Annotated in this window: 25 protein-coding genes and 1 pseudogene; 10 read left to right on the top strand and 16 right to left on the bottom strand. The window is 60.6% G+C overall.

Translation table 11 applies throughout. From position 1 onward, the window contains the following. Positions 1-5: 5 nt before the first annotated feature. From FZZ88_RS04565 to rpsT, 14 genes and pseudogenes are all read right to left on the bottom strand, one after another. Entirely contained in the window at positions 6-1205 is a 1200-nt protein-coding gene (locus FZZ88_RS04565; protein ID WP_166017983.1) for an aldo/keto reductase, read from the bottom strand. After that, positions 1205-1555, bottom strand: a complete 351-nt coding sequence (locus FZZ88_RS04560; protein WP_226423739.1) for a ferredoxin — start codon at positions 1553-1555, stop codon at positions 1205-1207. The genes FZZ88_RS04565 and FZZ88_RS04560 overlap by 1 nt, the downstream gene beginning before the upstream one ends. Before the next feature lie 3 nt (positions 1556-1558). Further along, positions 1559-1951 (bottom strand): DUF1257 domain-containing protein, encoded by a 393-nt coding sequence (locus FZZ88_RS04555; RefSeq protein WP_115093245.1) that lies wholly within the window; start codon positions 1949-1951, stop codon positions 1559-1561. Continuing rightward, positions 1951-2154 (bottom strand): DUF2997 domain-containing protein, encoded by a 204-nt coding sequence (locus tag FZZ88_RS04550; protein WP_166017981.1) that lies wholly within the window; start codon positions 2152-2154, stop codon positions 1951-1953. Before FZZ88_RS04550 ends, FZZ88_RS04555 begins: the two co-directional genes overlap by 1 nt. Positions 2155-2228: 74 nt before the next feature. Further along, positions 2229-3041, bottom strand: a complete 813-nt coding sequence (locus tag FZZ88_RS04545; RefSeq protein WP_115022225.1) for a HEAT repeat domain-containing protein — start codon at positions 3039-3041, stop codon at positions 2229-2231. A gap of 30 nt (positions 3042-3071) precedes the next feature. After that, positions 3072-3197 carry a hypothetical protein gene (locus FZZ88_RS12145; protein WP_255453122.1) on the bottom strand — a complete coding sequence of 42 codons (126 nt, stop codon included), beginning with the start codon at positions 3195-3197 and terminating at the stop codon, positions 3072-3074. Between the two features lie 30 nt (positions 3198-3227). Beyond that, positions 3228-4982, bottom strand: coding sequence for a sodium:solute symporter family protein (locus FZZ88_RS04540; RefSeq protein WP_166017979.1), 1755 nt, complete (start codon positions 4980-4982; stop codon positions 3228-3230). A gap of 66 nt (positions 4983-5048) precedes the next feature. Further along, positions 5049-6107, bottom strand: a complete 1059-nt coding sequence (rlmN, locus tag FZZ88_RS04535) for a 23S rRNA (adenine(2503)-C(2))-methyltransferase RlmN (protein ID WP_166017977.1) — start codon at positions 6105-6107, stop codon at positions 5049-5051. Next, positions 6104-6256 carry a high light inducible protein gene (locus FZZ88_RS04530; RefSeq protein ID WP_115093315.1) on the bottom strand — a complete coding sequence of 51 codons (153 nt, stop codon included), beginning with the start codon at positions 6254-6256 and terminating at the stop codon, positions 6104-6106. The genes rlmN and FZZ88_RS04530 overlap by 4 nt, the downstream gene beginning before the upstream one ends. Positions 6257-6291: 35 nt before the next feature. Continuing rightward, positions 6292-10389: a DNA-directed RNA polymerase subunit beta' gene (locus FZZ88_RS04525; protein WP_166017975.1), complete on the bottom strand. Its 4098-nt coding sequence runs from the start codon at positions 10387-10389 to the stop codon at positions 6292-6294. Between the two features lie 46 nt (positions 10390-10435). Next, a pseudogene (locus FZZ88_RS04520) lies at positions 10436-12340 on the bottom strand (DNA-directed RNA polymerase subunit gamma). A 48-nt stretch (positions 12341-12388) separates the two neighbouring features. Beyond that, a complete protein-coding gene (rpoB, locus tag FZZ88_RS04515) occupies positions 12389-15682 on the bottom strand; it encodes a DNA-directed RNA polymerase subunit beta (RefSeq protein ID WP_166017971.1) in 3294 nt (1097 codons plus the stop codon). Between the two features lie 281 nt (positions 15683-15963). Further along, entirely contained in the window at positions 15964-16752 is a 789-nt protein-coding gene (locus tag FZZ88_RS04510) for a TatD family hydrolase (RefSeq protein WP_166017969.1), read from the bottom strand. Positions 16753-16800: 48 nt separating this feature from the next. Beyond that, on the bottom strand, positions 16801-17097 hold the full coding sequence (rpsT, locus tag FZZ88_RS04505) for a 30S ribosomal protein S20 (protein ID WP_115022238.1): 297 nt from the start codon (positions 17095-17097) through the stop codon (positions 16801-16803). Between the two features lie 107 nt (positions 17098-17204). Between rpsT and hisD the strand changes: the two genes are divergently transcribed. Beyond that, positions 17205-18512, top strand: a complete 1308-nt coding sequence (gene hisD / locus FZZ88_RS04500; protein WP_166017967.1) for a histidinol dehydrogenase — start codon at positions 17205-17207, stop codon at positions 18510-18512. On the opposite strand, the gene rpiA is transcribed toward hisD, so the two are convergent. Both rpiA and FZZ88_RS04490 read right to left on the bottom strand, forming a co-directional pair. After that, complete coding sequence (rpiA, locus tag FZZ88_RS04495; RefSeq protein ID WP_230332832.1) at positions 18505-19224, bottom strand: ribose-5-phosphate isomerase RpiA; 720 nt, start codon at positions 19222-19224, stop codon at positions 18505-18507. The two genes, hisD and rpiA, sit on opposite strands and share 8 nt — an antisense overlap. Before the next feature lie 37 nt (positions 19225-19261). Next, on the bottom strand, positions 19262-20332 hold the full coding sequence (locus FZZ88_RS04490) for a trypsin-like peptidase domain-containing protein (RefSeq protein ID WP_226423738.1): 1071 nt from the start codon (positions 20330-20332) through the stop codon (positions 19262-19264). A 179-nt stretch (positions 20333-20511) separates the two neighbouring features. On the opposite strand from FZZ88_RS04490, the gene grrP reads away from it, so the two are divergent. From grrP to FZZ88_RS04445, 9 genes are all read left to right on the top strand, one after another. Beyond that, the gene (grrP, locus tag FZZ88_RS04485) at positions 20512-21372 is read left to right on the top strand and encodes an extracellular substrate binding-like orphan protein GrrP (protein WP_166017962.1); all 861 of its coding nucleotides are present in this window, start codon (positions 20512-20514) and stop codon (positions 21370-21372) included. A gap of 40 nt (positions 21373-21412) precedes the next feature. Beyond that, positions 21413-21814 carry a GrrA/OscA1 family cyclophane-containing rSAM-modified RiPP gene (gene grrA / locus FZZ88_RS04480; RefSeq protein ID WP_166017960.1) on the top strand — a complete coding sequence of 134 codons (402 nt, stop codon included), beginning with the start codon at positions 21413-21415 and terminating at the stop codon, positions 21812-21814. Next, on the top strand, positions 21811-22998 hold the full coding sequence (gene grrM / locus FZZ88_RS04475; RefSeq protein WP_166017958.1) for a cyclophane-forming radical SAM/SPASM peptide maturase GrrM/OscB: 1188 nt from the start codon (positions 21811-21813) through the stop codon (positions 22996-22998). The genes grrA and grrM overlap by 4 nt, the downstream gene beginning before the upstream one ends. 11 nt (positions 22999-23009) lie before the next feature. Continuing rightward, positions 23010-23471 (top strand): hypothetical protein, encoded by a 462-nt coding sequence (locus FZZ88_RS04470; RefSeq protein WP_226423726.1) that lies wholly within the window; start codon positions 23010-23012, stop codon positions 23469-23471. Between the two features lie 58 nt (positions 23472-23529). Next, positions 23530-23787, top strand: a complete 258-nt coding sequence (locus FZZ88_RS04465; RefSeq protein ID WP_166017955.1) for a hypothetical protein — start codon at positions 23530-23532, stop codon at positions 23785-23787. Between the two features lie 109 nt (positions 23788-23896). Next, complete coding sequence (gene rimP, locus FZZ88_RS04460; RefSeq protein WP_166017953.1) at positions 23897-24364, top strand: ribosome maturation factor RimP; 468 nt, start codon at positions 23897-23899, stop codon at positions 24362-24364. A 52-nt stretch (positions 24365-24416) separates the two neighbouring features. Continuing rightward, on the top strand, positions 24417-25889 hold the full coding sequence (gene nusA / locus FZZ88_RS04455) for a transcription termination factor NusA (protein WP_166017951.1): 1473 nt from the start codon (positions 24417-24419) through the stop codon (positions 25887-25889). After that, positions 25886-26164 (top strand): YlxR family protein, encoded by a 279-nt coding sequence (locus FZZ88_RS04450; protein WP_166017949.1) that lies wholly within the window; start codon positions 25886-25888, stop codon positions 26162-26164. The genes nusA and FZZ88_RS04450 overlap by 4 nt, the downstream gene beginning before the upstream one ends. A 69-nt stretch (positions 26165-26233) precedes the next feature. Beyond that, a partial coding sequence (locus tag FZZ88_RS04445) for a translation initiation factor IF-2 N-terminal domain-containing protein (protein WP_230332831.1) occupies positions 26234-26429 on the top strand: 196 nt, incomplete at its 3' end.

Below are 26429 nucleotides of genomic sequence, written 5' to 3'. Positions count from 1 at the left end.
ACCGTTCAAACGCTCGACAGTCGCATCTGGGATGCCCCTTTGAGCCTGTCCTTGAGGCTGAACAGGATGTCGGGGATGCGCTCACGCCACGGACTCGCCTGCAGAACGGTTTGTAACTCCTGCGCACTGACCTCCCCATCAAAGGCATCGGCGTTGGCACCGGCGAACCAGTGCCCTCCCGAGCCCAGCAGCCGATAACGGGCCTTGGCATAACTCTCGAGATCCCAGGCTTCAAGCAGGTTGTACAGCCAAAGCAACACCGGCAAATTGATGTCCCCCGGCGTCGCATGCCAAGGCGGCAGCCCGACGAACCAGGTGGTCATCCAGTCACGACCCAGCGCGTCATCGGCCGCACGCCGCAGCCGCTGGTCCACCGGGGCAATCAAAGCCGTCGCATCCGGCAGCAATTGCAGCGCCTCCAGGTGAAGGTCAAGATCCTCTGGCCGTGCGGCTCCGACACTGATGGTGTGCACCCGCGGATCCTGCAAACAGAACAGATCGTTGAACACGATGGGATGCAGTGGTGCACACAGCTCCAATAGCCGTTGGGACGGCGTGTGCAGATGGCCGCCTTTGTCCGTGGGACTGATGATGAACACCCCCATGTCCTGACGGCGGGCAGCATCCAGGGCTGGACTGTTGTCCTGACGGATGTAATACCAGTGCAGGTTCACATAGTCGAAGGCACCTGAGGCGCAGGCATCAGCGATCAACGCCGTGGGTCCATGGGTTGAAAAGCCCACATAGCCGATCCGTCCATCCGCCTGCCAGCGGCGCACCACCTCCATGCATCCCCCAGGCTGAAGGGTCTGGTCGAGATGCTCCGGCAGGTTGATGCCATGGATGGCCAGCAGATCCAGGCGATCACAACCCAGCCGCTCAAAGCTGAGCTCCAGTTCCGCCTCAAACGCGGCGGGATCTGGCCGGGGAGGCACCTTGCTCTGAAGCAGACGTGAAGGGTCGGGCGTACGCGGCAGGGCCCAACCAAGCTGACGCTCGGAACTGCCGTAGTGCCGCGCCGTTTCAACGTGATGAAAGCCCAGATCCACCGCTCGCTTCAGGGTCGTTTCGACCTGGGTCTGGGAGGCGGGAGTGATTTCGTCTGGGGGAAGGTCGGTCCAGCTCTGCTGAAACCGCATTCCACCCAGAGACAACAGGGGAATCTCGAGCTCCGTGCGGCCGAATCGACGGGTGGGCAGCGCCATCAACCCTGAGGACGAGGTCGAAGATTCTGGCGAATCAGGTTCTGCTTCAGCGTTTCAAGCGACTCGAAGGCAACCCAGTGAATGCAATCAACGGGGCAGGTATCGATGGCCTCCTGGATGCATTCGGTGGAGTCACCGTCCTGTCGGATCGCTCTGGAACGTCCTAGATGTGGCTCAACAACAAAAGTGTTGGAAGCCACGTGGGCGCAATAGCGACAGCCAATGCAAACGGCCTCGTCAACCCAGACGGCCTGGTCTCGCATATCTCCGCCGAGCAAGGGCTCGCGCCCTGTTGGTTGCTCCTGTGGCCGAGCGGGGGCTGAAAAGGCGTAAGAAGAAGGATCAGCCAGGTTTCAAGCGTCCCAGCGGGTCACCACGAGTTCAATCGAACCATCCTGTGCCTGGGTCTGTTCTGCGACCTGAAAACCTTCTTTTGAGGTGGCTGCCAAAACAGAGTTCAAGGCGTATCGCTGGGTGAGCTTGGAAAGGAAGCGTTCCACAGGAATCTGTTGCTTCCAAAGATCTAGATCGGTCACCAGCTCGTAGGACTCAGATGCGCTGTTCCAGCGGAAGCCGATGTCGCCTCCCTCTTGCACTGCGATGGCCAGATCGGCCGTGACGGTCTGACCGCGATAGCCACGCACGGGACGTTCCCCCTGATCAGGGGCGTAGCCCATATCTTCCAGAGCTTTGACCAGAGGCTCGAGCTGACGCAGTTCGGTCTTTACTGTGCTGAAATGCGACATCAGTTCGTATGAGCGGGAAGAATCTGGGACTGGACCTCAGGCTGCAGAAACGCTTCGGATGTGGACTCCTGACGTTCAACCGTTCCAAGTGCAGCTTCAACTTCTTCAGTGAGCTGCTGGCACGCCTCACCAACAACCCCCTCGACCCGCTCTTCCACACGACCATCGGGCCGAATGGTGAAACGAATGGTCTTCTGGGGCATCGAAGCGGCGTGATTTGCGCAGCAATCTAGTGGGGGTCACCGCTGATTGTTGCCTTCCTCGTTACATAGCCCTGTTACAGGATGAATCCGTCGTTGATCAACGTCTGCAGACGTTCCAGCACCAGCGGATCCTCCAGTTGTTCGAGAGCGGTTCTGGCCTCATCACGCACGGAAATCTCACCGTCGTGGAGCAGGGCACTGACCAGAGCTTCAACGATCTCGGCTTGCCGCGGTTGCACCAGCTGATCGATCAAACGGCCCAAGGCCCAAATGCAGTTGCTGCGCACCACCGCTTCGCTGTCGATGCGCAGGCTTACAAGCAGTTGCCCCGCAGCGGGGTCTGCCTTCACCGGTGAACGGCTGCCGGCCTCAGCTAACGAGCCTGGACACCACAGGCGAACCGCAGCGACATCCGTCTGCAAGGCACGGATGAGCGGATTGAGCACCGGCGCATCCGGAAAATTGCCCAGACTCCAAGCCGCGGCCTTACGGACGTAGGCATTGGCATCCATCTGCAGCAGCTGCAGCAGCGGTTCAACGGCCGGAGGCGATGGATTACGACCCAAGGCGTAAACCGCACTCATCCGCTCCACTGGACAGGAGTTCTGCAGCAGAGGCAGCAGCAAGGCGATCGCCCTGGGGTCGCGGTATTCGCAAAACACTTGCAAACCCTGCAAACGTTCTCCGTGTTTGCCCCGCAACCAGATCAGAGCCTGGTCACAGGCCCTGGCAATCTCCAGGGAGGAATCCTGATCGGTGTTGTCGAGCTGGATCGCATCAAGCGGATCCACGTCCTCTTCGGCCGCCAGCTCGCGTGCCAGAAGTTCAGGATCCACGGAAAGGTTGGAGAGCCCCTGGTCCTTCTGTTGGCTGCGATCGTCAGTCATGGATCGATGCTACGGGAGGCATTCCAGGGCTCAACCCATCGGAGCTGGAGCCAGCATGTCACCGGGGAGCCAGATCCGCGCACTCACGGCCACCAACGCCAGAACGAACAGAAGAACAATCAGAGCCGGCAGAAGGGTGGAACGAAAAAACGACACCGGAACACTGCAACCAAGGCGCCATTCTGCTCAAGACGGCACGGCATCGACACGCCGCCGCAGTTGCCAGATCGAGAGGATCAGAACCGACAGACCAATCCAGCCAGTCCACTGCTGGTGCAACAGAAACCCACCCGTCCCGAGCAAGCCGCCGAACAGCACACCGCAAGCGAGAACGAAGCGACGCAACATCGCAGGTAGGGACTCCATGGGCATGACGCCAAAGCGCTGGCGAAGACGTGCCCAACCAGGTCCCGGAGGGCGAACCGTCCGAACAAACTGCTCCAAGACAGCATCCGATTCCGGAGACGTGGTCAGCATCACAGCCAACCAGACCACCGCTGAGAGACCGGTGATCACCGCAATGCGAACCCCGTAATCCTCAATCCGAACCAGGGGAACCACAGACGTGAACACTCCCACAAAAAAGCCGCAAAGCATGGCCGACAGCTCAGCCGCTGCGTTGACCCGCCACCAGAACCAGCGCAGCACCAGGACCACACCCGGGCCTGAACCGATGGCAATCACCAGGCGGAACACCGCACCGATGCTGTCGCTGATCAGGGCTGTAATCACGCCCAGAACAAGCAGCAGAACAGTGGTGAGTTGCCCGATCAGCAACAGCTCCCGCGGAGTGGCGGAAGGACGAATAAACCGCTGATACAGATCGTGGGTGAGGTAGCTGGCGCCCCAATTCACCGATGTGCTCACGGTGCTCATGAACGCCGCCACCAGCGAGATCACCACCAGGCCGAGCGCCACGGGGGGCAACAGTTGCACCGCAAGGGCTGGATAGCCCAGCTCCAGATCAGAGCCGGCCGGCAACAGCACCAGAGCCGCCAGAGCAACCACGATCCAGAGCCAGCTGCGCACGAGGTAATTCACCACAAGGAACACCCAGCCCGCCAACCGTGCCTGCTGCTCATCACGGGTGGCCAGCATCCGCTGGATGAACTCGCCCCCCCCATCGCTGCGGCGGAAACTCCACCACTGCACAGCGATATAGGCCGTAAACATCGGGATGCTGATGCCACTGCCCTGCAACCAACTGAAGCCAGACTCATCCCAGGTCCAGGGCACCAGAGACAGCAGCTCAGGCCTCTGCAAGGCCTGCAGTTGCTCCAGGAGAGCCGTCATTCCGCCTGCTGCATGCAGGGCAGCCACGGCCACGGCCAGGGCACCCGCCAACGCCAGCACAAGCTGGACCAGATCGGTGACCACAACAGCCCAAAGGCCACCGGCAACGGTGTAGCTCATCACGAGCAGGGCGACGACCATCAACAACCAGACCGTGTCTGTGAGCCCCAGGGCAGCTGGTTGACCGGACACCAGGCCCAGGGCTTCCACCACCTTGCGAAGCGCGAGGAAGGCATAACCGATGCCGATGCAGTTGACCGGCACGGCCAGTAGGAAGGCCTTGATGCCTCGCAGCCATGCCGCCGCCGGACCGCCGTAACGCAACTCGGTGAAAGCGGCATCGGTCAGCACGCCACTACGCCGCCAGAGGGGCGCAAACACAACAGCCATCGCCACATGGGCCAAACCAAAACTCCACCACTCCCAGTTCCCAGCCAACCCGCGTGCGCCCACGAGGCCAGCGACGTACAGCGGCGTGTCGATGGAGAAGGTGGTGGCGGCCATCGATGCACCAGCGAGCCAACCGTTGAGACGACGGCCGGCCACGAAATAATCCTCTTCGCCGCTGTTGCGGCGCGAGAGCCACAACCCCAGCATCAGGGTGAGGGCGAGGTAGGCACCGAGAAGCAGCCAGTCGATTGCTGTCATTCGAAGACCCTGTTCAGCAGCAGTCTGCTGATGAACACGCCATCAGCCCACCGTTCGTCCCAACGTTCAGCTCTCTGCGGAGCTCGAGGTCATCTGCTGACGCCGTAGCTGGCCGCAGGCCGCATTCTGGTCAAGCCCGCGGCTGGCCCTAAGGCTGACGGCGACACCACGTCGTTCAAGGACACGACGAAACGCCTCGATCCGCTGCGGCGTCGGCCGCTTGAACTCCTCCTCCTCAATCGGGTTGTAGGCGATGAGGTTCACATGGCTCTGGAAGCCACCAACGCGATCCGCTAGCTCTGCTGCGTGGTGGGGCTGGTCGTTGAGTTCACCGAGAAGGATGTATTCGAAACTCACCCGGCGACCGGTCACATCCAGATAGTGACGGCAATCATCAAGAAGAGCTTCATAGGGATAGGCATGGGCCGTGGGGATGAGCTCCTCGCGCAGCCTCTGGTTGGGCGCATGGAGACTCACAGCAAGGGTGAATTGGGCTCGCCCCAACCTCTGCATGGCCAGTTCCGCAAGTTGCGGCAAGGTCTTCGGAACACCAACCGTGCTGACGGTGATGCGCCGTTGGCCGATGCCGAGATCATCATTAAGGCAGCGAATCGACTCCAGAACAGCCTCACTGTTCAGAAGAGGCTCACCCATTCCCATAAAGACGATGTGGGAAGGACGTCGTTCCATCGCCTCACGCACACTCAGAACCTGATCCACGATTTCGTGGGTCCGGAGCGAACGCTGCAGCCCCCCTTTTCCAGTGGCACAGAAGCGGCAGGCCATGGGACAACCCACCTGGCTGGACACACAGACCGTGAGCCGCTGGTCGGTGGGAATGCCCACGGTTTCGATGGTCTCGCCGTCTTCTGTGGAAAGCAGCAGCTTGGTGGTGGCATCGGTTGCCACTGAACGATGCACTTCCTTCAGGCGACCGACATCAATGCCGTCCTCGAGCAGCGCGGCACGCCAGGTCTTGGGAAAGACCGTGATGTCTGCCAAGGAACGGGCACCCTTGGCATAAATCCAATCGTGGAGCTGACGGCCACGGAACGGTTTCTGCCCCTGGGCAACCGCCCAGTCCTGCAGCTCGGCCGCACTGCGACCCAGCAGAGCCTGGCTCACCAGATCAGCAAACCATGGCCCAGCTTGATCTCCACCGCCATCAGGGCGATGAAGCCAAGCATGGCCAAGCGTCCGTTCAGCCGCTCGGTATGGGTGTGGAACCCATACCGGGGCAGGCGTCTCGTGGGGATCTCAGTGGGCTCAAGCATGGAAGGGTCTGCGACGGTGAACAATTGAGCGGAGCTCATTCGTCAGAGAGCAGGCCTTCCTCCTGAAGACCTTCAACGGCTTCAGCATCAACCACCTGCTCTTCCTTCAGCTCATTGTCGGCGTCCGGACGGGTGAACGCGGCGAAATTGCTCGCCGAGGGGTCGATGTTGTGGCGGGTGCGGGTGGCCTCAAGGTCGGCATCGCTGGGGTCATCCAGAACAGCAGTGGCACTCGCCGCAGGAGGCATATCAACGGTGTAGTCGGGACGCAGGTTCTGCATGCGGCGGTAACCAGCGGGGTCCTCCGACAGGATGTCGGGGTGGGGACCAGCCTCTTTCTGCAGCTCCTCTTCGAAACCACTGAAGCCTGTACCGGCAGGGATCAAGCGACCGATGATCACGTTCTCCTTGAGACCGCGCAGCCAGTCGCTCTTGCCTTCGATGGCGGCTTCCGTCAGCACCCGGGTCGTCTCCTGGAAGGAGGCGGCGGAGATGAAGCTGTCGGTGTTGAGCGACGCCTTAGTGATACCCAGCAGAACCGGCGTGAATTCGGCGGGAGCACCGCCCGTGATCGCCATTGCCTGGTTGGTGTCCTCCACCTGACGCAGTTCGATCAATTCACCCGGCAACAGAGTGGTGTCACCGGCATCCTCCACCCGCACCTTGCTGGTCATCTGACGCACGATCACTTCGATGTGCTTGTCGTCGATCGACACGCCCTGAGACTTGTAGACGTTCTGAACCTCAGTCACCAGGCGGTGCTGCAGGTTGGCGATCGCTTCCTGGGCGGCCTCCATCAGAGGCTTGCGGCTGCGCAGATCCTCGAAGTAGCACTCGAGAAGCTCATGCGGGTTGATCGGGCCATCCGTCAGCAGTTCAGCAGCCGTGACCTGCTGACCATCGCTCACCATGATGTTGCGGCCGAGCAGGATCGGATATTCAGCGATGGCGTCATCGGATTCGATCACATTGACGACGAGGGAATCGTCGTCTTCACCCTGCTTGATCTCAACGGTTCCGGGTTTCTTGCAGAGAATCGCGGATTCGCGGGGGCGACGGGCCTCTAGCAATTCTTCGATTCGGGGCAGACCCTGAACGATGTCACCCGTCTTCTGCCGCTCAAACACCAGCAGGGCCAGACCATCACCTCGTTGCACCAGGTCGCCATCGCGCACGTGCAGGAGGGAGTCCGGGGACACCATGTAGGGGCGTCCCAGACGCAGGGTGACGCTGTTACCGGAAACAGCCTCGATCTCACCGCAGCAGCTGGCAGTTTCCCCATCAGCGAGGGGGTCGCCGTCGACAATCCGCTGGCCGACGCTCACCACCGGCTTGCCGGAGGTGCTGAGGGTGGTGGTGTCTTCGGGGCGCTCGACGATCATCCGACGCACCGGGTCGGCTTCCGTCGCTTCTGGCAACTGCGCCAGACCAGCCTGTTTGCAAAGGATTTGAGTGGTGGCAACAACATCGCCAGCCTTAACGGAGATACCGTCCTCGATCTGCAGCTCGGTGTGGGTCGAACCATGGCTGGAGTCAGACATGGTGTCGCGACGCACAAGGATTGACTCCAAGATCACGAGTCGCAGACGGGAAATGGTCTTGGCACGCTTGTCGGGAGCCTTCTCCACATCCACCGTCATCTGAGGGGTGGTGTCGAAGGTCTCCAGAAGCAGCTGCGTCTTCAGCAGCTCCACACCCTCGACTGACTTGACCAGCTCGTTGTCCTTGAAGGCCAGACGCTGGGTGGCCTTGATTCCGAGGTGAGGGCCATTGGCCTGCTTCACATGAGACAGCTCAGGCAGCTGGGCCTCATTGGGGATGGTGTATTCCTCAACCGGACGCAGCAGCAGGCCTTTTCCTTCAGGGGTCTCGACCGTCTGCACATACTTCATGACATCAACGGACAGCCCTTTGGCAACGTCCTCGCCGGGGTTGACCATCTGGCCATCGCCCTCGAAACGCTCCAACGCCTTGGCATCTGTGCAGAGGTGGAACTCACCACTGCGGACGATAATTTCGCGCAGGATGTCGTTCTTCTGGGTAACAGTGACGATGCCGGCGGTCTGACTAAAGATGTCTTTGACAACCTCGGTGCCGGCCTCGATCCACTGACCGTCGGTGATCATCAACAGGGAGATGTCCTTGTTGATCTCGTGGGTTTCCTGGGGGATCCACAGCAGGGTGCCGCCCTTGTTGACTTCGTAGCCGTTCTTGGCGGAACGGGCCTTCTTGATCGCCAGACCGGGTGCGAACTTCACCAGGCCACCGGTGCCGGTGCGGAAGCGATCATCCGCCAGTTCGGCAATGACCTCACCGGAACCGATCTTGCTTCCGGGGATGGTGTTGAGGCGATATCGGGTGCCGTCCTTGGCCTCGAGATTCCAGATCTCACCGGAGTGGGTGGACTCCTCAAGCAGCTTGAAGTCCTTGAGGGTCATCGCCGTGGTGACGATCTGCACCTCGCGGGAATCACCGATGGAATCGCGCAGGCGAACTTCACCGCCGTACTCACTGCGCTGGCTTGCCTCAGCTAGTACCTGACCCTCGGTGACTTGGGTCTCACCACCAACGACGGGCTGTGCGTTGGGCGGCAAGTTATAGACATCGCCCGAAAGCACCCACATCCGGCCGAGGCGCTGAGCCTTCAGGGTGATGTTGCCCTGGCGGTCGGTGACTTCACGGGGCTGAATCGCCTCCTCGTAGCGGACCTGGCCGGCCAGATCGCAGATCACATCCTTGGTGGCCTTCTCAACACTCTTCTTGACCGCACCAGCAGCGATCTGAGCCACCGTCACGTCGGCATCAATGTCGGCAGCGTTATCGACGAACAGCAGGGAGCCGTTGGTGATCTCGATCTTCTGCGCCTTTCCTTTCCCGGAAGGCTTGATCGTGAGATTGAAGTCAACCTCAGCCTGTTGGGCGTTCACACCATGGGGCGTGCGGTAGGGGCGCACCCGCGCCTTGCTGCCGAACTCAACGGTGCCCGCAACTTTCGAGCGGACCACACCGGTTTCAGCCGTGGACACACCACCGGTGTGGAAGGTCCGCATGGTGAGCTGGGTTCCAGGCTCACCGATCGACTGGGCAGCGATGATGCCGACGGCTTCACCCAGATCGACAAGTTCGTTGTGGGCCAGTGCCCAGCCGTAACACTTGCGGCAGACAGAACGGTTGGCTTCGCAGGTGAGCGGCGAGCGCACACTCACCGCCTTTACCCCAGCTGCCTCAAAGGCTTTGGACAGAGGCGGATCGATTTCGGTGTCGCGCTCAGCAAGCACCTCGCCATCCGCATTCACCACCTGGGCGGCGGTCAGGCGACCCACAAGCCGGCTGCGGAATTTGCCATTCTCGGCCTCCACCACGATGTGGCGGGTGGTTCCGCAGTCGTCCTCGCGGACGATCACATCCTGGGCAACGTCAACCAATCGACGGGTGAGGTAGCCGGAGTCAGCGGTACGAAGCGCTGTATCCACCAGACCCTTACGGGCGCCGTAAGAGGAGATGACGTATTCGGTAACCGTCAGACCCTCACGGAAGTTGGTGCGGATCGGAAGGTCAATAATTTCGCCCTGCGGGTTGGCCATCAGACCGCGCATGCCCACCAGCTGACGCACCTGGGACATGTTTCCCCGCGCGCCGGAGTTGGCCATCATCCACACCGAGTTCAGCGGTGCGTTCTCGTCAAAGTTCTTTTTGACGGCATCGACCAGACGCTCGTTGGTCTCGGTCCAGGTGTCGATCACCTTGGTGTGACGCTCCACCTCGGTGATTTCACCCAAGCGGTAACGCTCTTCGGTAGCCGTGATCTGTTCCTCGGCCTGGCCCAGCAGATCCTTCTTCGCCTCGGGGACCTTCAGGTCGTCGACGGAGATCGAGACCGCAGCTTGGGTGGCGTACTTAAAGCCGAGATCCTTGAGGTTGTCGGCCATGGACGAGGTCACCGCCGTGCCGTGGTTCTTGTAGGACCAGGCAACGAGCTGCTTAAGGGCCCGCTTGTCGATGACCTGGTTGCGGAACGGGGGTGGGGTCTTCGAGAGCGGACGGGATGCGCTCACAGGAGCCTCCTTGGCAGCCTTGGAGGCTTTGGAGGCTTTGCTGGATTTGGACTTGCGGGATTTCGAGGAAGAGGTCATGGCTGCGCGCAGATCAGGAAAGGGAGGAAAGGGCGTCTGTTTTGATTCAGCCAGCGGCCACCGCGTCGATGATCGTGTGATTCATCACCACGCGGCCCACAGTGGTGAGGATGTAGCGACTGATCAGGGCACCGTCTTCATCGAAACGGTCGCGGCGGAAGCTCCACTGTTCAATGCGCGTGCCGTCACTGAGTGATTCGCTCTTGCTGGGTTCTTCCAGCTCGTCATCGTCTTGGACCTCGCCGTTGAAGCGAACCCAAACCCAATCGTGAAGACCGACGCGAGTGTCCTCGAAGGCGTGGATGACATCCTCCAGGCCCGCGAAGGTGCAGCTGCGGTCTCCGAACTCTGGCTTGGTCGCATCGGGCTGAAGCGCCGTCAGGTAGTAAGAGCCCAACACCATGTCCTGAGACGGAGTGATGATCGGCTCGCCTGTTGCAGGAGAAAGAATGTTGTTGCTGGCCAGCATCAGCATGCGGGCTTCGGTCTGAGCCTCGATGGCCAGGGGCACATGAACAGCCATCTGGTCGCCGTCAAAGTCAGCGTTGAATGCTGGGCAGACCAGGGGGTGGAGCTGAATGGCGCGGCCATCCACCAGCTTGGGTTCGAAGGCCTGGATACCGAGACGGTGCAGGGTTGGAGCACGGTTAAGCAGGATCGGGTGACCGTCGATCACCTCCTGCAGCACCTGCATCACTTCATCGTCGGCCCGCTGGATCAGCTTCTTGGCTGCCTTGATGTTGTTGACGATGTTCTGGCGGATCAGGCGGTGGATCACGAAGGGCTGGAACAGCTCGATCGCCATCTCCTTGGGCAGACCTCACTGGTGCATCTTCAGCTTCGGACCCACCACGATCACGGAACGACCGGAGTAGTCGACCCGTTTACCCAAAAGGTTCTGACGGAAGCGGCCCTGCTTGCCTTCGATGATGTCGCTCAGTGACTTGAGCGGACGGTTGTTGGCACCCACGACGGTGCGGCCGCGACGGCCGTTGTCGATCAGGGCATCGACGGCCTCCTGCAGCATCCGCTTCTCGTTGCGGACGATGATTTCAGGGGCCAGTATTTCCTGCAGCCGAGCCAGGCGGTTGTTGCGGTTAATAACCCGCCGGTAGAGATCGTTGAGATCACTGGTGGCAAAGCGTCCACCATCGAGCTGCACCATCGGGCGCAGGTCAGGCGGAATCACTGGAATCACATCCAGCACCATCCACTCAGGACGAGCACTGGTAGCGATGAAGTTGTCGATCACGCGCAGACGCTTGATCAACTTGGCGCGCTTCTGGCCCTTGCTGCCGTTGATCTCCTCACGCAGCTGCTCAGCAACCTCATCGAGGGTGAGATCTTCGAGTAGTTGCTTGAGCGCCTCTGCACCGATACCCACCACGGGCTCGTTCTCGATCTCGGAATCTTCGGCGTAGATCTCGTCTTCAATTTCCAGCCACTCGTCTTCGGTCAGCAGCTGCTTGTACTTCAGATCCTTGTGATCGCCTGGATCCAGCACCACATAGCAGTTGAAGTAGACGATCTGCTCAACATCCCGCAAGGGCATGTCCAGCAGGATGGCCACGTAGCTGGGGATCCCCTTCAGATACCAGACGTGGGAGACAGGAGCCGCCAGCTTGATGAAGCCCATGCGGTGACGACGCACGCGGCTCTCAGTGACCTCCACACCGCAGCGCTCACAAACGATGCCCCGGTGACGCACCCGCTTGTACTTACCGCAGTGGCACTCCCAGTCTTTGGAAGGGCCAAAGATCTTTTCGCAGAACAGCCCGTCCATCTCAGGCTTGAGGGTGCGGTAATTGATGGTCTCCGGCTTGGTGACCTCACCGACAACCTGGCCGTTGGGCAGGGTGCGCTGTCCCCACTCCATCACCCGGTCGGGTGAGGCGAGGGTGATCTTGACGTAATCGAAGTGGTTCTCGGTGCGGAGGTTGCTGTTGGTCATTGACGGTTATGGAAGAAGGAGCGGGGAATCGGTTCGTTCGTTGATCCGTCAGTCCTCGTCGTAATCCGCGACGCCGAGGGATTCGTAGGTGGGCCTGCTGGGGGTGCTGCGACGCGGGTTCACGTCCTGCATCAAATCCACTTCCTTGCCTTCATCGGTATAGACGGCGATGTCCAGACCCAGAGACTGAAGCTCACGCATCAGCACCTTGAAGGATTCCGGCGTACCTGGTCGGGGGATCGGCTTGCCCTTGACGATTGCGTTGAGGGCCTCGTTGCGGCCCTGCATGTCATCGGACTTGACCGTGAGCAGTTCCTGCAGGGTGTACGCGGCGCCATAGGCCTCAAGTGCCCACACCTCCATCTCACCAAGACGCTGGCCGCCTTGCTGTGCCTTACCACCCAGAGGCTGCTGGGTGACCAAGGAGTAGGGGCCGGTGGAACGGGCGTGGATTTTGTCGTCCACCAGGTGGACCAGCTTGAGGAAGTGGGAATAGCCCACGGCCACGGGCTGGTCGAAGGGCAGACCGGTGCGCCCATCACGCAGCTGGAGCTTGCCAGGATCTTCGGGGTCGTACACCCAACCCTTGCCGGGCTGCTTGGCGGCTTCCTTGAGGAAAGTCTCCACAGTCTGCTGAGACTTTTCAGCCCCATACATCTCATCGAAGGGAACGATGCGTACGCGGCAATCCAAGTTGGACGCCGCCCAACCCATCAGCAGCTCAAAGACCTGACCGACATTCATCCGGCTCGGCACACCCAGGGGGTTGAGCACGATATCGACAGGGGTGCCGTCGGGGAGATAAGGCATGTCCTCCCGGGGAAGGATGCGGCTGATGATGCCCTTGTTGCCATGGCGGCCGGCCATCTTGTCGCCGACCTGGATCTTGCGGCGCTGAGCCACATAAACCCTGACCACCATGTTGGCGCCAGGCGGCAGCTCATCACCCTGTTCACGGGTGTAGATGCGCACATCCACAACGCGGCCGCGCTCGGTGCCAGGCACGCGCAGGGAGTTATCGCGAACATCGCGAGCCTTTTCACCGAAGATCGCGCGGAGCAGCTTCTCCTCCGGCGGCTGATCGGATTCGCCCTTGGGCGTCACCTTGCCCACCAGGATGTCGCCGCTTTCGACGAAAGCACCCACGCGAATGATGCCCATCTCGTCGAGATTGCCGAGGCTTTCCTCAGCGACGTTGGGAATCTCTCGGGTGATCTCCTCGGGACCGAGCTTGGTCTGCCGCGCTTCGATCTCGTACTTCTCGATGTGCACCGAGGTGTAGAGGTCGTCTGTGACCAGACGTTCGCTGACCAGCAGTGCGTCCTCGTAGTTGTAACCCTCCCAAGGCATATAAGCGATCAGAACGTTCTGTCCCAGGGCGATCTCACCGCCTTCACAAGCCGAGCCATCCGCCATCACCTGGCCGACGATCACGGGATCGCCACATCGGACGATCGGACGCTGGTTCAGACAGGTGTCCTGGTTGGAGCGCTGGTACTTCTGCAAGAAGTGAGTGTGCTCATTGCCGTCCTCGTCTTGAACAACGATGGCGTTGGCATCCACATAAGTGACGGTGCCATTCACCCGAGAAATCGGCACCATGCCGGAGTCGCGGGCCACCTGGGTCTCGAGACCGGTGCCCACCAGAGCACGCTCGGGGCGCAGCAGCGGCACAGCCTGACGCTGCATGTTGGAGCCCATCAGGGCCCGGTTGGCGTCGTCATGCTCCAGGAAGGGGATCAGGGACGTTGCCACTGAGATCACCTGAACCGGCGACAGGGCGACGTAGTCGACCTGCTCGGGGGGGACCTTTTCAAAATCCTGGCGATAGCGCACAGGAATCAGATCCGCCGTGATCCGACCGTCGCCCTCGGTGGCCACGTCACCTGGGGCAACGCGCACTTCGTCTTCACGGTCCGCGGACAGATAGATGGGGTCACCTTCCTTGATGACGACACCGTTCTCCACCTTCCAGAACGGGGTTTCGATGAAGCCGTATTCGTTGACCCTGGCATGGGTCGCCAGGGAGTTGATCAGACCGGCATTGGGACCTTCCGGCGTCTCAATCGGACAGAGGCGGCCGTAGTGGGAGGGGTGAATATCGCGGACGGCAAAGCCAGCACGCTCACGGGTGAGACCTCCAGGTCCCAGGGCCGAGATACGGCGCTTGTGAGTCAGCTCAGCCAGGGGGTTGGTCTGATCCATGAACTGGCTCAGTTGGCTGGAGCCAAAGAACTCCTTGATCGCCGCCACCAGAGGCTTGGGATTCACCAACTGCGCCGGAGTCAGCGAATCGGTTTCACCGACGGTCATCCGTTCCTTGATGATCCGCTCCAGGCGATTCAGACCGACCCGAACCTGGTTTTGCAGCAGTTCACCGACGGAGCGCACCCGGCGGTTACCGAGGTGGTCAATGTCATCGAGGCTGGCGCCGCCGACATCCAGCTCCAGATTGATCAGGTAATCAAGCGTGGAGAGCACGTCCTCATGGGTGAGGGTGCGCACCGTGTCGGGGATGGTGAGGCGTAGTTTTTTATTGATCTTGTAGCGACCAACCCTCCCGAGGTCGTAGCGCTTTGGATCAAAGAAACGTGTCTGCAGCAACTGCTGACCGCCGCTCACCGAGGGGGGTTCACCCGGACGAAGTTTCTTGTAGAGCTCGAGTAGTGCCTGGTCTTCCGAACTGATGCCCTCGTCATTAGCGGCATCAATCGACTTCTTGTAGAACTCGGGGTGACGCAGCTTGTCGAGCACGTCGTTGTCGGACAGACCCATGGCACGCATGAGCACGTGCGCATTGATCTTGCGAGTCTTGTCCACACGGACGTGAAGCAAGTCGTTTTTATCAGTCTCAAACTTCAGCCATGCTCCCCGGTTAGGGATGACGCTGGCGTTGTATGTGCGTCGACCGTTCTTGTCCATTTCATCCTTGAAATAGACACCGGGGCTCCGCACGATCTGATTCACGATCACGCGCTCAGCACCGTTGATGATGAACGTGCCTCGCTCGGTCATCAGCGGTAGTTCGCCGATAAAGACCTCCTGCTCTTTGATCTCACCGGTCTCCTTGTTGACCAGACGGCAGGTGACATACATCTGCGAGGCAAAGGTCGCATCGCGACGCTTCGCCTCTTCCACATCGTGGCGGGGGCGCTTCAGGCGGTACTCACTACCGATGAAGTGCAGCTCCAGCTTGCCGGTGTAATCCGTGATCGGAGAGAAGCTTTCCAGCTCCTCAATCAGACCTTGATCCAAAAACCACTTAAAGCTGGCCCGCTGCACCTCCACCAGATCAGGGAGGTAGGTGGCGGTCTTGGCGACCTGAATCGCGCTGCTGCTCATGCGGGGACCGGCAGAGAGGACGAAGGGATTGGGCAGGACTGGGTTGGCGGCAAAAGCTCACCCGACAGGACGATTCGCAACAACAGCGGCACCGACGGTTTCCAGGAAGGAACCGACAGAGCCGCTGCTGCTCTTCAGAAATCGCGGGTCAGATCAGCTGACGACGACAAGTGCACCGGAAGGAAATGGACGCTTCAGGCACCACGCACAAGAACGAATCCCGCGCATGGCCAGGCCAATACAACATCTTACATATGGAGTCGACACTCTTGGAAGACCAGTTAAGGGAGTCCAAACAATCGTCGGGCGTTGGCGGTGCTGCTGCAAGCCACGCTCTCGAGATCCACACCCCGCAGCTCAGCCACACGCGTCGCGACAGAGGCCACAAAGGCCGGCTCATTGCGCTTGCCGCGACGAGGTACGGGAGCCAAGAAGGGGCAATCGGTTTCCACCAAAAACCGATCTTCGGGCACCTGACGGGCGCAGTCGTGGGTGGGCTCAGCTTTGGGGAAGGTCACGGTGCCACTGAAGCTGATGTACATCCCGAGCTCCAGGAACTTCTGCATTTCATCGGGAGTGCCGCCCCAGCAATGCATAACTCCCGCGGGACAACGGCCCTCCGCCTGACGGGACCGAAGTTCAACCAGCATCGGCTCGGCGGCATCACGACAGTGAATGATCACCGGCAGGTTCAGCTCTACCGCCAGATCCAGCTGCGGACGCAGCACAGCAAGCTGCTCCTCCAGGTTCTTGTCGCGGAAGAGATCGAGCCCGAGTTCACCGATCGCGACCACCCGGTCATCCTCCAAAGCCGCCCGACGCAGCACCGCCGCTGTGTCATCAGCCCAATGCTGGGTATCTAAAGGATGAACGCCAACGGAATACCGCATTTCCGGGAATCGATCAGCCAGTGCCCGGATCGCAGGAATTTCGGAAGGTTCGACGCAGGCATGCAACAGAGCGCCGACACCGGCCTCGCGCCAACGTGAGGCCACGTCCTCGAGGTCCTCGTCAAAGTTGCGAAAGACGATGTGACAGTGACTGTCGATCAGCGTCGGAGTGGGAGACACAGCTGGGCCGAAACGCGCTTTCGGCCCATTCTGCCGGTTGGAACCGAATCAGCTGGCGGGCTCGAGAACCTTGCGCACCGCTGCACTAAGACGGGACTTCTGATTGGCACCATTGTTGCGGTGAAGGACACCGACCTTCACCGCCTTGTCGATCTTGCTGAAGGCGGCACGCATCGAGCTCTGCACCGTGGTCTTGGCTTCGTCGCCAGGGGTTGCGCTGTAAGCGTCACAGGCAGTGAAGCAGCGCTTCATCAACGTGCGCAGGGACGACTTGTAGGTGCGGTTGCGCAGACGGTTGCGCTCAGCAATCTCAATCCGCTTCTTGGCTGACTTGTTATTGGCCACTGAGGCTTCAACGTTGCGAACAATCCATCACCTTACTCCGTGACAGGACCGCTTCCCAGTGTTGTCGAGTCCTAACTTGACTACATCTCCCACCCATTCCTTTGTCTGTGAGCCAACCGGCCGTCGCTCCCCTGCGCATCGTGCGGGATCCGGAACAGGCCCAGACAGAACTGCAGCGCTTATCAAGCCGCACGGCTCAGACCCAGCAAAGCGAAGCCAGAGAACGGGTCGACGCGATTCTTGCGGCGGTGCGCGACCGCGGTGATGCGGCGATTGCAGACTTCACAGAACAGTTCGATGGCTTTCGGCCTCTGCCGATGGCGGTTCCCCAGGAGGAGCTCGAACAGGCCTGGACAACGCTGCCGACCAACCTGCTTGATGCCCTGGAGCTGGCCCATCGCCGCATCACCGATTTCCACCAACGCCAACGTCCCGCCGATTTAGCGGTAACAGGTCCCCACGGCGAGCAGCTCGGACGGCGCTGGAGACCGGTGCAGCGGGCGGGTCTCTACGTGCCCGGGGGACGCGCGGCCTACCCCAGCACCGTGCTGATGAATGCAGTGCCAGCCCGTGTCGCCGGGGTGAAGGAGCTGGTGATCTGTTCCCCCGCCGGACGGGATGGCGAAGTCAACCCTGTGGTGCTGGCAGCGGCGCGCCTTGCCGGCGTGAAGACGGTGTTCCGCCTCGGGGGCGCCCAAGCCATTGCCGCCATGGCCTACGGCAGTGAAAGCGTGCCCAAGGTGGATGTGATCAGCGGCCCAGGCAACCTGTACGTCACACTTGCGAAACAAGCTGTTTACGGCCAGGTGGCCATCGATTCCCTGGCAGGTCCAAGCGAGGTGCTGGTGATTGCCGACCACTCCGCACAGCCGGATCAGGTAGCTGCGGATCTGCTGGCGCAGGCTGAGCACGATCCTCTGGCGGCGGCGGTGCTGATCACCACCGACCATGCTCTGGCCGACGGGATCAATGCCGCGGTCGCCGAGCAGCTCTCCAACCACCCCCGTCGCGAGATCTGCGAAGCCGCACTGCGGGACTGGGGGCTGGTGGTGGTGTGCGACGACCTCGAGAGCTGTGCCCGCCTGAGCGACAGCTTCGCTCCGGAACATCTAGAGCTCCTGGTCGAACGTCCCGAACCTCTGGCGGATCGGATCCAGAACGCTGGAGCCATTTTCCTGGGCCCCTGGTCTCCGGAAGCCGTTGGGGATTACCTAGCAGGTCCCAACCACACCCTGCCCACCTGTGGAGCCGCGCGTTTCAGTGGGGCGCTGAGCGTTGAAACCTTCATGCGCCACACCTCACTGATCGGATTCAACCGGGCTGCTCTGGAAGCAACAGGTTCAGCTGTGCAGGAGCTGGCCACCAGTGAAGGCCTGCACAGCCACGCCGAATCGGTGCGACGGCGCCTCAGCTGAGGCGCTTCCCCAGGCTGCGGACCCCCGCCACGCCATCATCGATCTCGCCCACCAACACCTCATCGGTGATGTTGACGAACAATCCGTTCTCCAGCACTCCCGGAATGTTGTTGATGGTCTGCTCCAGGGCCACTGGATCGGTGATGCCTCCATTGAGCTTGGCGTCCAGCACCAAATTGCCCTGATCCGTGACCACAGGGCCGGCCTTGCGCTGGGCCATCCGCAGTTCAGCAGTACCCCCCAGGGCTTCCAGCTGCTGCTTCACCTGGCGCCAGGCACCAGGAAGAACTTCAACCGGCAGCAGAAAACCGAGGTTGAGACGATCCACAAGTTTCGTGGAATCCACCACCACTACGAAACGATCGGCCCGTGCAGCTACGAGTTTTTCCTGTACATGGCAAGCACCACCGCCCTTGATCAACTGGAAGCCAGGATCGACTTCATCAGCACCGTCTATGGCCAGATCAATACGGTTGACGGCATTGAGGCTGAGCAGAGGGATGTTCAGCTCTGCGGCCAGCACCTCCCCCTGAAAAGAGGTCGTTACACCCACGATGTCTTTGAGTTCGCCGCTGGCGAGCTTGGCGCCCAGGCCTTGAATCATTAGTGCGGCAGTCGACCCAGATCCCAGACCCAGCACCATGCCGTCTTTGATCTGTTCAACAGCGGCATCGGCCACTGCCTGCTTCATCTGGGTCTGAAGATCAGCCATCAGGTCTCGTCCTTTGGGCGCGACCGTAGCAAGGGTTTCAAGCCATTCCAGGCAGGGGCTCAGGTTTGACCGACAGGGTCAACTCGCGACCCGCCCGCAGCACCTTCAAGGGCAGTGGAGCATTGATGGCAGCAGCATCCACCACTTCCAGAAGCACCTGAGGATCGGGGATATCGCGATCATCAGCAGTGATCAAAAGATCACCGCGGCGCAGGCCCGCTTTTTCGGCCGGGCCATCGGGAAGCACGGCTTGAACTAGAGCACCGCTGCGTTCCGGCAGCTGCACAAGGGCATTGGGATCCTTGTTGTGCTCGCGCGCGATCCGGGGCGTGAGAGCGACCAATTGAAGGCCGATATAGGGATGCACCACCTCACCCTGCTGCTGCAGCTGATCGGCCACCCTGCGGGCCAGGTTGATCGGGATGGCAAAACCAAGGCCAGCCCCAGGGCCAGAACGCACCAAGGTATTAATCCCAATCACTTGGCCATCACCGTTCACCAAGGGGCCGCCGGAATTACCGGGGTTGATGGCGGCGTCGGTCTGAATCAGTTCAAGCCGTTTGTCAGCAAAACCAAGACTGTTGATGTTGCGATGCAGGCTGCTGACAATTCCTAGGGTCACCGTGCGTTCCAGTCCAAATGGAGTGCCGAGGGCGATCGCCCAATCGCCCACTTGCATGGCTTCGGAGTCACCGAGGGGAGCCCGGGGGGGCAATTGATCACCCTCAAGACGCACTAGGGCCAGATCAGTCACGGCATCGGTGCCCACAACCCGGCCATCGCGTTGATCTCCGTTGGCCAGGGTGACGCTGACGGACTCCACCCGATCCACCACATGAGCGTTGGTGAGCACAAGCCCCTTGGCATCAATCACCACACCGGAGCCTTGACCACGTTCCCGGCCCGGCCCCGCAGGGGGGTCCCCCAGGAGATCCCGCAGCAACGGATCGAGAAGCGTGGGATCAAACGGCTGCCGTTCAATGGTGCGCTCAGTATCGATCCGAACCACAGCCGGGGCGACCTGCTGAACGGCATCGGCGACAAAGCTGTGCTCCAGAGCCTGCACGGACGCTCCATCACCGACCAAGCAGGCCACTGCCACCAGCACTACCAACAGTTGACGCAGGGCGTACCGCAACACCAGGTCCGACGAATTGACTTCTTTTTATCGGATCCAGCCGTGGAAGCGGGCGTTGGTCCCGATCGATCGCAATCTCACAACGCCAATTGCAATCGGCGGACAAGCCTGAAAAATCCAGCTAAGAGTCAATGAAATGCAGTTTTCGCATGCGTGCATTTCTGGCTCCAGCGGCAGCGCTGCTTGCCCTGGCTGGCCCAGTTGCCCTGACTCCACAAGCCTCCGCGGAAAGCACAACGCTCAAGGCGGTGATTTTTGAGGAAGTCAAGCCGCTGTATCAAAAAACCGACACCGGCTACGAAGGCCTCGGGGTTGATGTTCTCGAACAGATCCGGATTCAGGCCAAACGCCGCAACGTGACTTACCGAGTCGCGTCTTCCGTCAATGAAGGCATCGGTGCCGTCATCACCGGCAAGGCCGACATCGCCTGTGGCGTGGCCTTCACATGGGGGCGCTCCACTCAGGTCACTTACAGCCTTCCCTTCGGCGTCGGTGGCACACGGCTGCTCATGGCCAGCGACACCACCATCGATGGAACCCCTGACTCGCTGAAAGGAGAGACCATCGGCGTGGTTGCGGACACCGCCTCCGCCAAGGTGCTGAAAAGCGTGGTGCCCGGCGCCACGCTGAAAAGCTTCAACACTCCCAAGGAAGCGTTGGACGCCTTCTATGCGGGTGAGGTTCCGATCCTTGGTGGAGGAACCCTGTGGTTAGCCGCCAACAGCCGAATCGACAAAACGGCTCTGATGCCTTTCCGCCCCTACGGCCGCTCGGGCATCAGCTGCATCGTCAAACAAAACAACGGCAAGCTGCTCTCGTCCACCAATATCGCCTTGGGCCAGATGATGCAGGCCTACATGGACGGTGATGCCGGAACGCGCCGCATGATCAACCGTTGGATTGGTCCCGGCAGCGATGTGGGACTGACCCAGGAGTCGATCCGCTCTCTTTACGGCCTGATCCTCAGCATCACAGCAGAAATCAACACCCCTGCGACACCGGGAATCTGACTGTTCCTCGATTGCTTTCCTTCTTTATCAATCAACAGCCATGAAGCGTTCACTGATTGCCTTTCAAGCACTGCTGGCCTCCAGCGCCGTGCTGTGCCAAACCGCCCAAGCCAGCTCCACCTACACAGCTCCCGAGCAGCTGAACGGTCAGGCCAAAGCCAACAGCATCGAAGCCCGGATCGAAGCGGTGCGGAACACCGACTGGGGCAGCCTGCTCAAGGATCCCGAAATCGAGGGTGAACTTGTTGCCAAGAGCAAATGGAAGAACGGCAAGGGCAAAAAGTTCGGCAACAGCCGCGGTAAAGGCAAGTGGGGCAATGGAAAGAGCGGCAACAAGTGGGGCAATAGCCGCCGCACCTGGGGCAACGGTGGCTATGGCGGCGGCTGGCGCAACGGTGGCGGTGGCTGGGGCAACGGTGGCGGCGGATTCGTGAACTGGTGATTGTTTCTTCCCCAAACGTCAGGCCCGACCTCAACCGGTTCGGGCCCATCGGGCTCGTGGTTGTGCAGTCCACCTCGCTGTGCAACCTCGATTGCTCCTATTGCTATTTGCCTGATCGGCAAAAAAAGCGGGTCTTCGACCTGGATCTTCTGCCGCTGTTGATCCAGCGGATTCTGGAAAGCCCCTATGCCGGCCCAGAGTTCGGACTCGTATGGCATGCCGGGGAACCGCTCACCCTGCCCACCAGTTGGTACGACGAGGCGACGGCGATCCTGCATCGCAGCCTCGAGCAGTTCAACGCCCAGGAGCTGGACTTCACCCAGCACGTGCAGACCAACGCAACGTTGATCAACGATGCATGGTGCGACTGCTTCCGGCGCAACCGCATCGTGGTGGGGATCAGTGTGGATGGCCCAGAGGACATCCACGACGCCCACCGGCGCTTCCGCAATGGACGGGGCTCCCACGCCATGGCAATGAAGGGGATTGAAGCCCTGCATCGCAACGATGTGCCCTTCCACTGCATCTCGGTGGTCACCGCTGATGCCATGGAGCAACCGGAGCGCATGTATCGCTTCTTCCGGGACAACGGCATCACCGATGTGGGCTTCAACGTTGAGGAACAGGAGGGGATCAACACCAGCTCCTCGATGCAAGGCTCAGCGATGGAGGAGAAGTACCGCGACTTCCTCCGGGCTTTCTGGCGGCTCAGCGAGCAGGACGGCTATCCCGTGGTGCTGCGTGAATTCGAGCAGGTGATCAGCCTGATTCAAGGCAACGAACGGATGACCCAGAACGAGTTGAATCGCCCATTCTCAATTCTCAGCGTGGATTGGGAGGGAAATTTCTCCACCTTCGACCCCGAGCTGCTGTCAGTGGCCAGCGACCGCTATGGCAGCTTCAACCTCGGCAATCTGCGTGATCTGTCGTTGGTGGAGTCCACCCACACCGATCAGTTCCGTCGCCTCATGGCCGACATGACTAGCGGTGTCGACACCTGCCAGAAGGGCTGTGAATACTTCGGCCTCTGTGGCGGAGGCAACGGCAGCAACAAGTTCTGGGAGCACGGCAGCCTGGCGGCCAGCGAAACCAACGCCTGTCGCTTCGGCACCCAGATTCCTGTTCAGGTGTTGCTGGAGCGGTTCGAAGAGGGTCCTCCCCTGACTCCAATCACACCCAATTGATCTGGTTCTCCATGCGGTCCATCGCTGTCCTGCCTGTCCTGGGCCTGCTGCTCATTCCGATGCAGGCCCGAGCCGCCTGCACTTTTCTGACTCCGGTGGGCGGCGGCGACCCCATTGTGAAAAAAAAGGTGGAGCGTCCCAAAGGGCTCATCGGTAAAGCAGTCGGCCGCACCAACTGGAACACCGATTTCGTGGTGGATCAGCCCTACCGCAGCTTCAAGCTGTTTTTCACCGCCGATTCCAGCGATCCCAGCAGTTATCCCATTCAGGCCTTCCTCAAATTCAGCGATGGAAGCAACCGCAAGGTGGCCGATGAACAACTGCAGCCGCCTGTAGGCACCGGCCGCATGTTTGGGCCCTTCCAGCAGGTCTCAGGCAAGAGCATCAGCCAGGTGAATTTCCGGATCGGGGCCAACAACGACCCGCAAGCCACTGGATTCAGCTACCGCATTTCCGTACAGGGCTGCCACTGATCGCACTGCGGCTTTTGAAGCTTCTGCCTAGCTTCGGGCCAATTTGTGATCTTCAGCCTTGAGCAAATCCGCTGATTCACAACGATGTCAGCTCTGCCAGGTCGTCATCGAGTCCTCCCCAGGACGAGCGGACATTGTGCAGTTCAGCAATGGCCCCCAGGGCAGCCGCAGCAAACTTTGGAGTCGCGTCTGTCAGTACGTGACTCATCCGGAGCGTCAGCGCATCTGCATCAATCAGGATTCCGAAGGTCGCGGCACCGAACAGGCTGGTGACGCTTTCCCCGATGCACCGCCCATCGATCTGGGCAACACCTGACGGATGGCGGGCAGTCCCCTACATTGAAGGTGTGTCCGACGGGCATCTCCCTGCGGAGATCGGTCACAACTGAAATGCACGTCGGACCAACGTCCGCCCTCAGTTCGCGTTGCCTCATCCTCTGCTTCCGGATCTCGAAACGCTGGTCACCGACGTGGCCGCCCGCAAAGGCTTTGACCTTTGCGGCATCCAGCTGCTCACTCATATGAGCCCGATGACCCTGGAAGTGCAGATCCGCCACAGCAGTGGAGCGGATGTGAGCCTCGACGACTGCGCGGGTTTCAGCGGAGTGCTTGGGGATGCCCTTGAGGCCTCCACCCTGCTCACTGACGCGTATGTTCTGGAGATCAGCAGTCCAGGAATCGGCGAGCAGCTGTCCAGCGATCGCGATTTTCAAACCTTCCGCGGCTTTCCCATCGAGGTCCATCACCGCGACAAGGGCGAGACCGAGCAACGCCTTGAAGGCCTCTTGCTTGAACGCGACGCCGACACGCTGCAGATCAACATTCGCGGGCGAGTTAAACGAATTCCCCGCGATTGCGTGATCGGTGTCCGCCTCACCAGTCCAGGCAGCTGAACCCAGCGTTCACCCCCCTTCAACCGCTCAACCCTTCCCTTAAACCAACGCGATGGCTCTCGTTCTTCTTCCAGGTCTCACCAATCTGATCGACGACATCAGTGAAGAGAAGAAGCTGCCACCTCAGGTTGTGGAAGCAGCCCTGCGGGAGGCCCTACTGAAGGGCTACGAGCGCTACCGGCGCACCCTTTACCTCGGGATCAGCGAAGACCCCTTTGATGAGGAGTACTTCAGCAACTTCGACGTCGGCCTTGACCTGGAAGAGGAGGGATACCGGGTTCTCGCCAGCAAAATCATTGTTGATGAGGTGGAAAGCGAAGACCACCAGATCGCCATTGCCGAGGTGATGCAGGTGGCTGATGATGCCCAGGTGGGCGACACGGTGGTGCTGGATGTCACCCCGGAGAAGGAGGATTTCGGCCGGATGGCCGCCGCCACCACCAAACAGGTGCTGGCCCAGAAACTGCGGGATCAACAGCGCCGCATGATCCAGGAGGAGTTCGCCGATCTGGAGGATCCGGTGCTGACCGCACGGGTGATCCGCTTCGAGCGCCAATCAGTGATCATGGCGGTCAGCTCAGGCCTGGGGCGTCCGGAAGTCGAGGCGGAACTCCCCCGTCGCGATCAGCTGCCCAACGACAACTACCGCGCCAACGCCACCTTCAAGGTGTTCCTCAAAGAGGTCAGCGAAGTTCCCCGGCGGGGACCACAGCTTTTCGTCAGCCGCTCCAATGCCGGCTTGGTGGTCTACCTATTTGAGAACGAAGTTCCCGAAATTCAGGAGGGATCAGTACGGATCGTGGCCGTGGCCCGCGAGGCCAATCCACCCTCCCGTTCGGTGGGACCCCGCACCAAGGTGGCCGTCGACAGTATCGAGCGTGAAGTCGATCCCGTCGGTGCCTGCATCGGAGCCCGCGGCTCCCGCATTCAGCAGGTGGTGAACGAACTGCGTGGCGAAAAAATCGACGTCATCCGCTGGTCTCAGGATCCCGGTCAGTACATCGCCAATTCCCTCAGCCCCGCCAGGGTGGACATGGTGCGCCTCGTTGATCCGATGGGGCAGCATGCCCACGTGCTGGTTCCCCCCGATCAGTTGAGCCTGGCCATCGGCCGTGAAGGCCAGAACGTGCGCCTGGCCGCCCGACTCACCGGCTGGAAGATCGACATTAAGAACTCCACGGAGTACGACCAGGAAGCTGAGGATGCCGTAGTGGCTGAGTTGATCTCCCAGCGCGAGGAAGAGGAGGCCCTCCAGCAACAAGCTGAGGAACGCCTGGCCGCCGAACAGGCTGCTCGGGCCGAAGAAGATGCACGCCTACGAGAGCTGTACCCGCTGCCGGAGGACGAGGAGGAGTACGGCGAGGAGCAACCCAGCCAGGAATTCTCCGAAGAGCAATCTTCCGAACTTGAGGAGACTGCAGAGGAGGTTGAAGCCAGCACGGAAGCAGAAGTTGACACCGAGCCAGAAGCAGACAACACGGATACAGCAGTGGATGCTGATCCAGACCAGGAGCAGGTCCGGTGAGTGAGCGCCCCGTCCTGCGTCGCTGCGTGGCCTGCCGCCAGCTGTTAGATCGCCGCCAGCTCTGGAGGGTGATCCGCGACCATCAGGACGGAGTTCTCCTCGATGCAGGGATGGGCCGATCGGCCTATCTCTGTCCAGAGGGAAACTGCCTTGAGGAGGCAACCCGTCGCAAACGCCTACAGAAAGCCCTGCGTTGTCAGGTGCCCGAAACAGTGCTTGCGGTGTTGAAACAGCGGCTTATCCAGACCCCTGGTGAATCCGCTGAGGCAGACTGAACATTGGCCCCACTGTGTGAGTGGCCACCGCGGCATTCCATGCCCGGACCGATCGGAGACCCGAACTGAATGACCAGCAGCGGCAAAGTCAGAATTTACGAGCTGTCCAAGGACCTCGGCCTTGAGAACAAGGACGTGTTGGACGCGGCTGAAAAGCTGTCGATCGCTGCGAAGAGCCACAGCAGCTCGATCAGCGACGCTGAAGCCGGCAAGATTCGTTCACTCCTCGTCAAGGGCGGGAACGGTGCGAAGCCCACTGCTGCTG

It is taken from the genome of Synechococcus sp. PH41509 (assembly GCF_020514285.1).
Classification (GTDB): domain Bacteria; phylum Cyanobacteriota; class Cyanobacteriia; order PCC-6307; family Cyanobiaceae; genus Parasynechococcus.
The sequence above is the reverse complement of the archived record's forward strand: the minus strand, read 5'-3'. Positions and strand labels throughout refer to the sequence as shown.

What these genes read in the sequence shown, in the direction of transcription:
- FZZ88_RS04565 (WP_166017983.1), bottom strand. Translation starts at nt 1,205, where the DNA reads ATGGCGCTGCCCACCCGTCGATTCGGCCGCACGGAGCTCGAGATTCCC.
- FZZ88_RS04555 (WP_115093245.1), bottom strand. Translation starts at nt 1,951, where the DNA reads ATGTCGCATTTCAGCACAGTAAAGACCGAACTGCGTCAGCTCGAGCCT.
- FZZ88_RS04550 (WP_166017981.1), bottom strand. Translation starts at nt 2,154, where the DNA reads ATGCCCCAGAAGACCATTCGTTTCACCATTCGGCCCGATGGTCGTGTG.
- FZZ88_RS04545 (WP_115022225.1), bottom strand. Translation starts at nt 3,041, where the DNA reads ATGACTGACGATCGCAGCCAACAGAAGGACCAGGGGCTCTCCAACCTT.
- FZZ88_RS04540 (WP_166017979.1), bottom strand. Translation starts at nt 4,982, where the DNA reads ATGACAGCAATCGACTGGCTGCTTCTCGGTGCCTACCTCGCCCTCACC.
- FZZ88_RS04530 (WP_115093315.1), bottom strand. Translation starts at nt 6,256, where the DNA reads ATGCTTGAGCCCACTGAGATCCCCACGAGACGCCTGCCCCGGTATGGG.
- FZZ88_RS04525 (WP_166017975.1), bottom strand. Translation starts at nt 10,389, where the DNA reads ATGACCTCTTCCTCGAAATCCCGCAAGTCCAAATCCAGCAAAGCCTCC.
- rpoB (WP_166017971.1), bottom strand. Translation starts at nt 15,682, where the DNA reads ATGAGCAGCAGCGCGATTCAGGTCGCCAAGACCGCCACCTACCTCCCT.
- rpiA (WP_230332832.1), bottom strand. Translation starts at nt 19,224, where the DNA reads ATGGCTGATCTTCAGACCCAGATGAAGCAGGCAGTGGCCGATGCCGCT.
- grrP (WP_166017962.1), top strand. Translation starts at nt 20,512, where the DNA reads ATGCGTGCATTTCTGGCTCCAGCGGCAGCGCTGCTTGCCCTGGCTGGC.
- grrA (WP_166017960.1), top strand. Translation starts at nt 21,413, where the DNA reads ATGAAGCGTTCACTGATTGCCTTTCAAGCACTGCTGGCCTCCAGCGCC.
- FZZ88_RS04470 (WP_226423726.1), top strand. Translation starts at nt 23,010, where the DNA reads ATGCGGTCCATCGCTGTCCTGCCTGTCCTGGGCCTGCTGCTCATTCCG.
- nusA (WP_166017951.1), top strand. Translation starts at nt 24,417, where the DNA reads ATGGCTCTCGTTCTTCTTCCAGGTCTCACCAATCTGATCGACGACATC.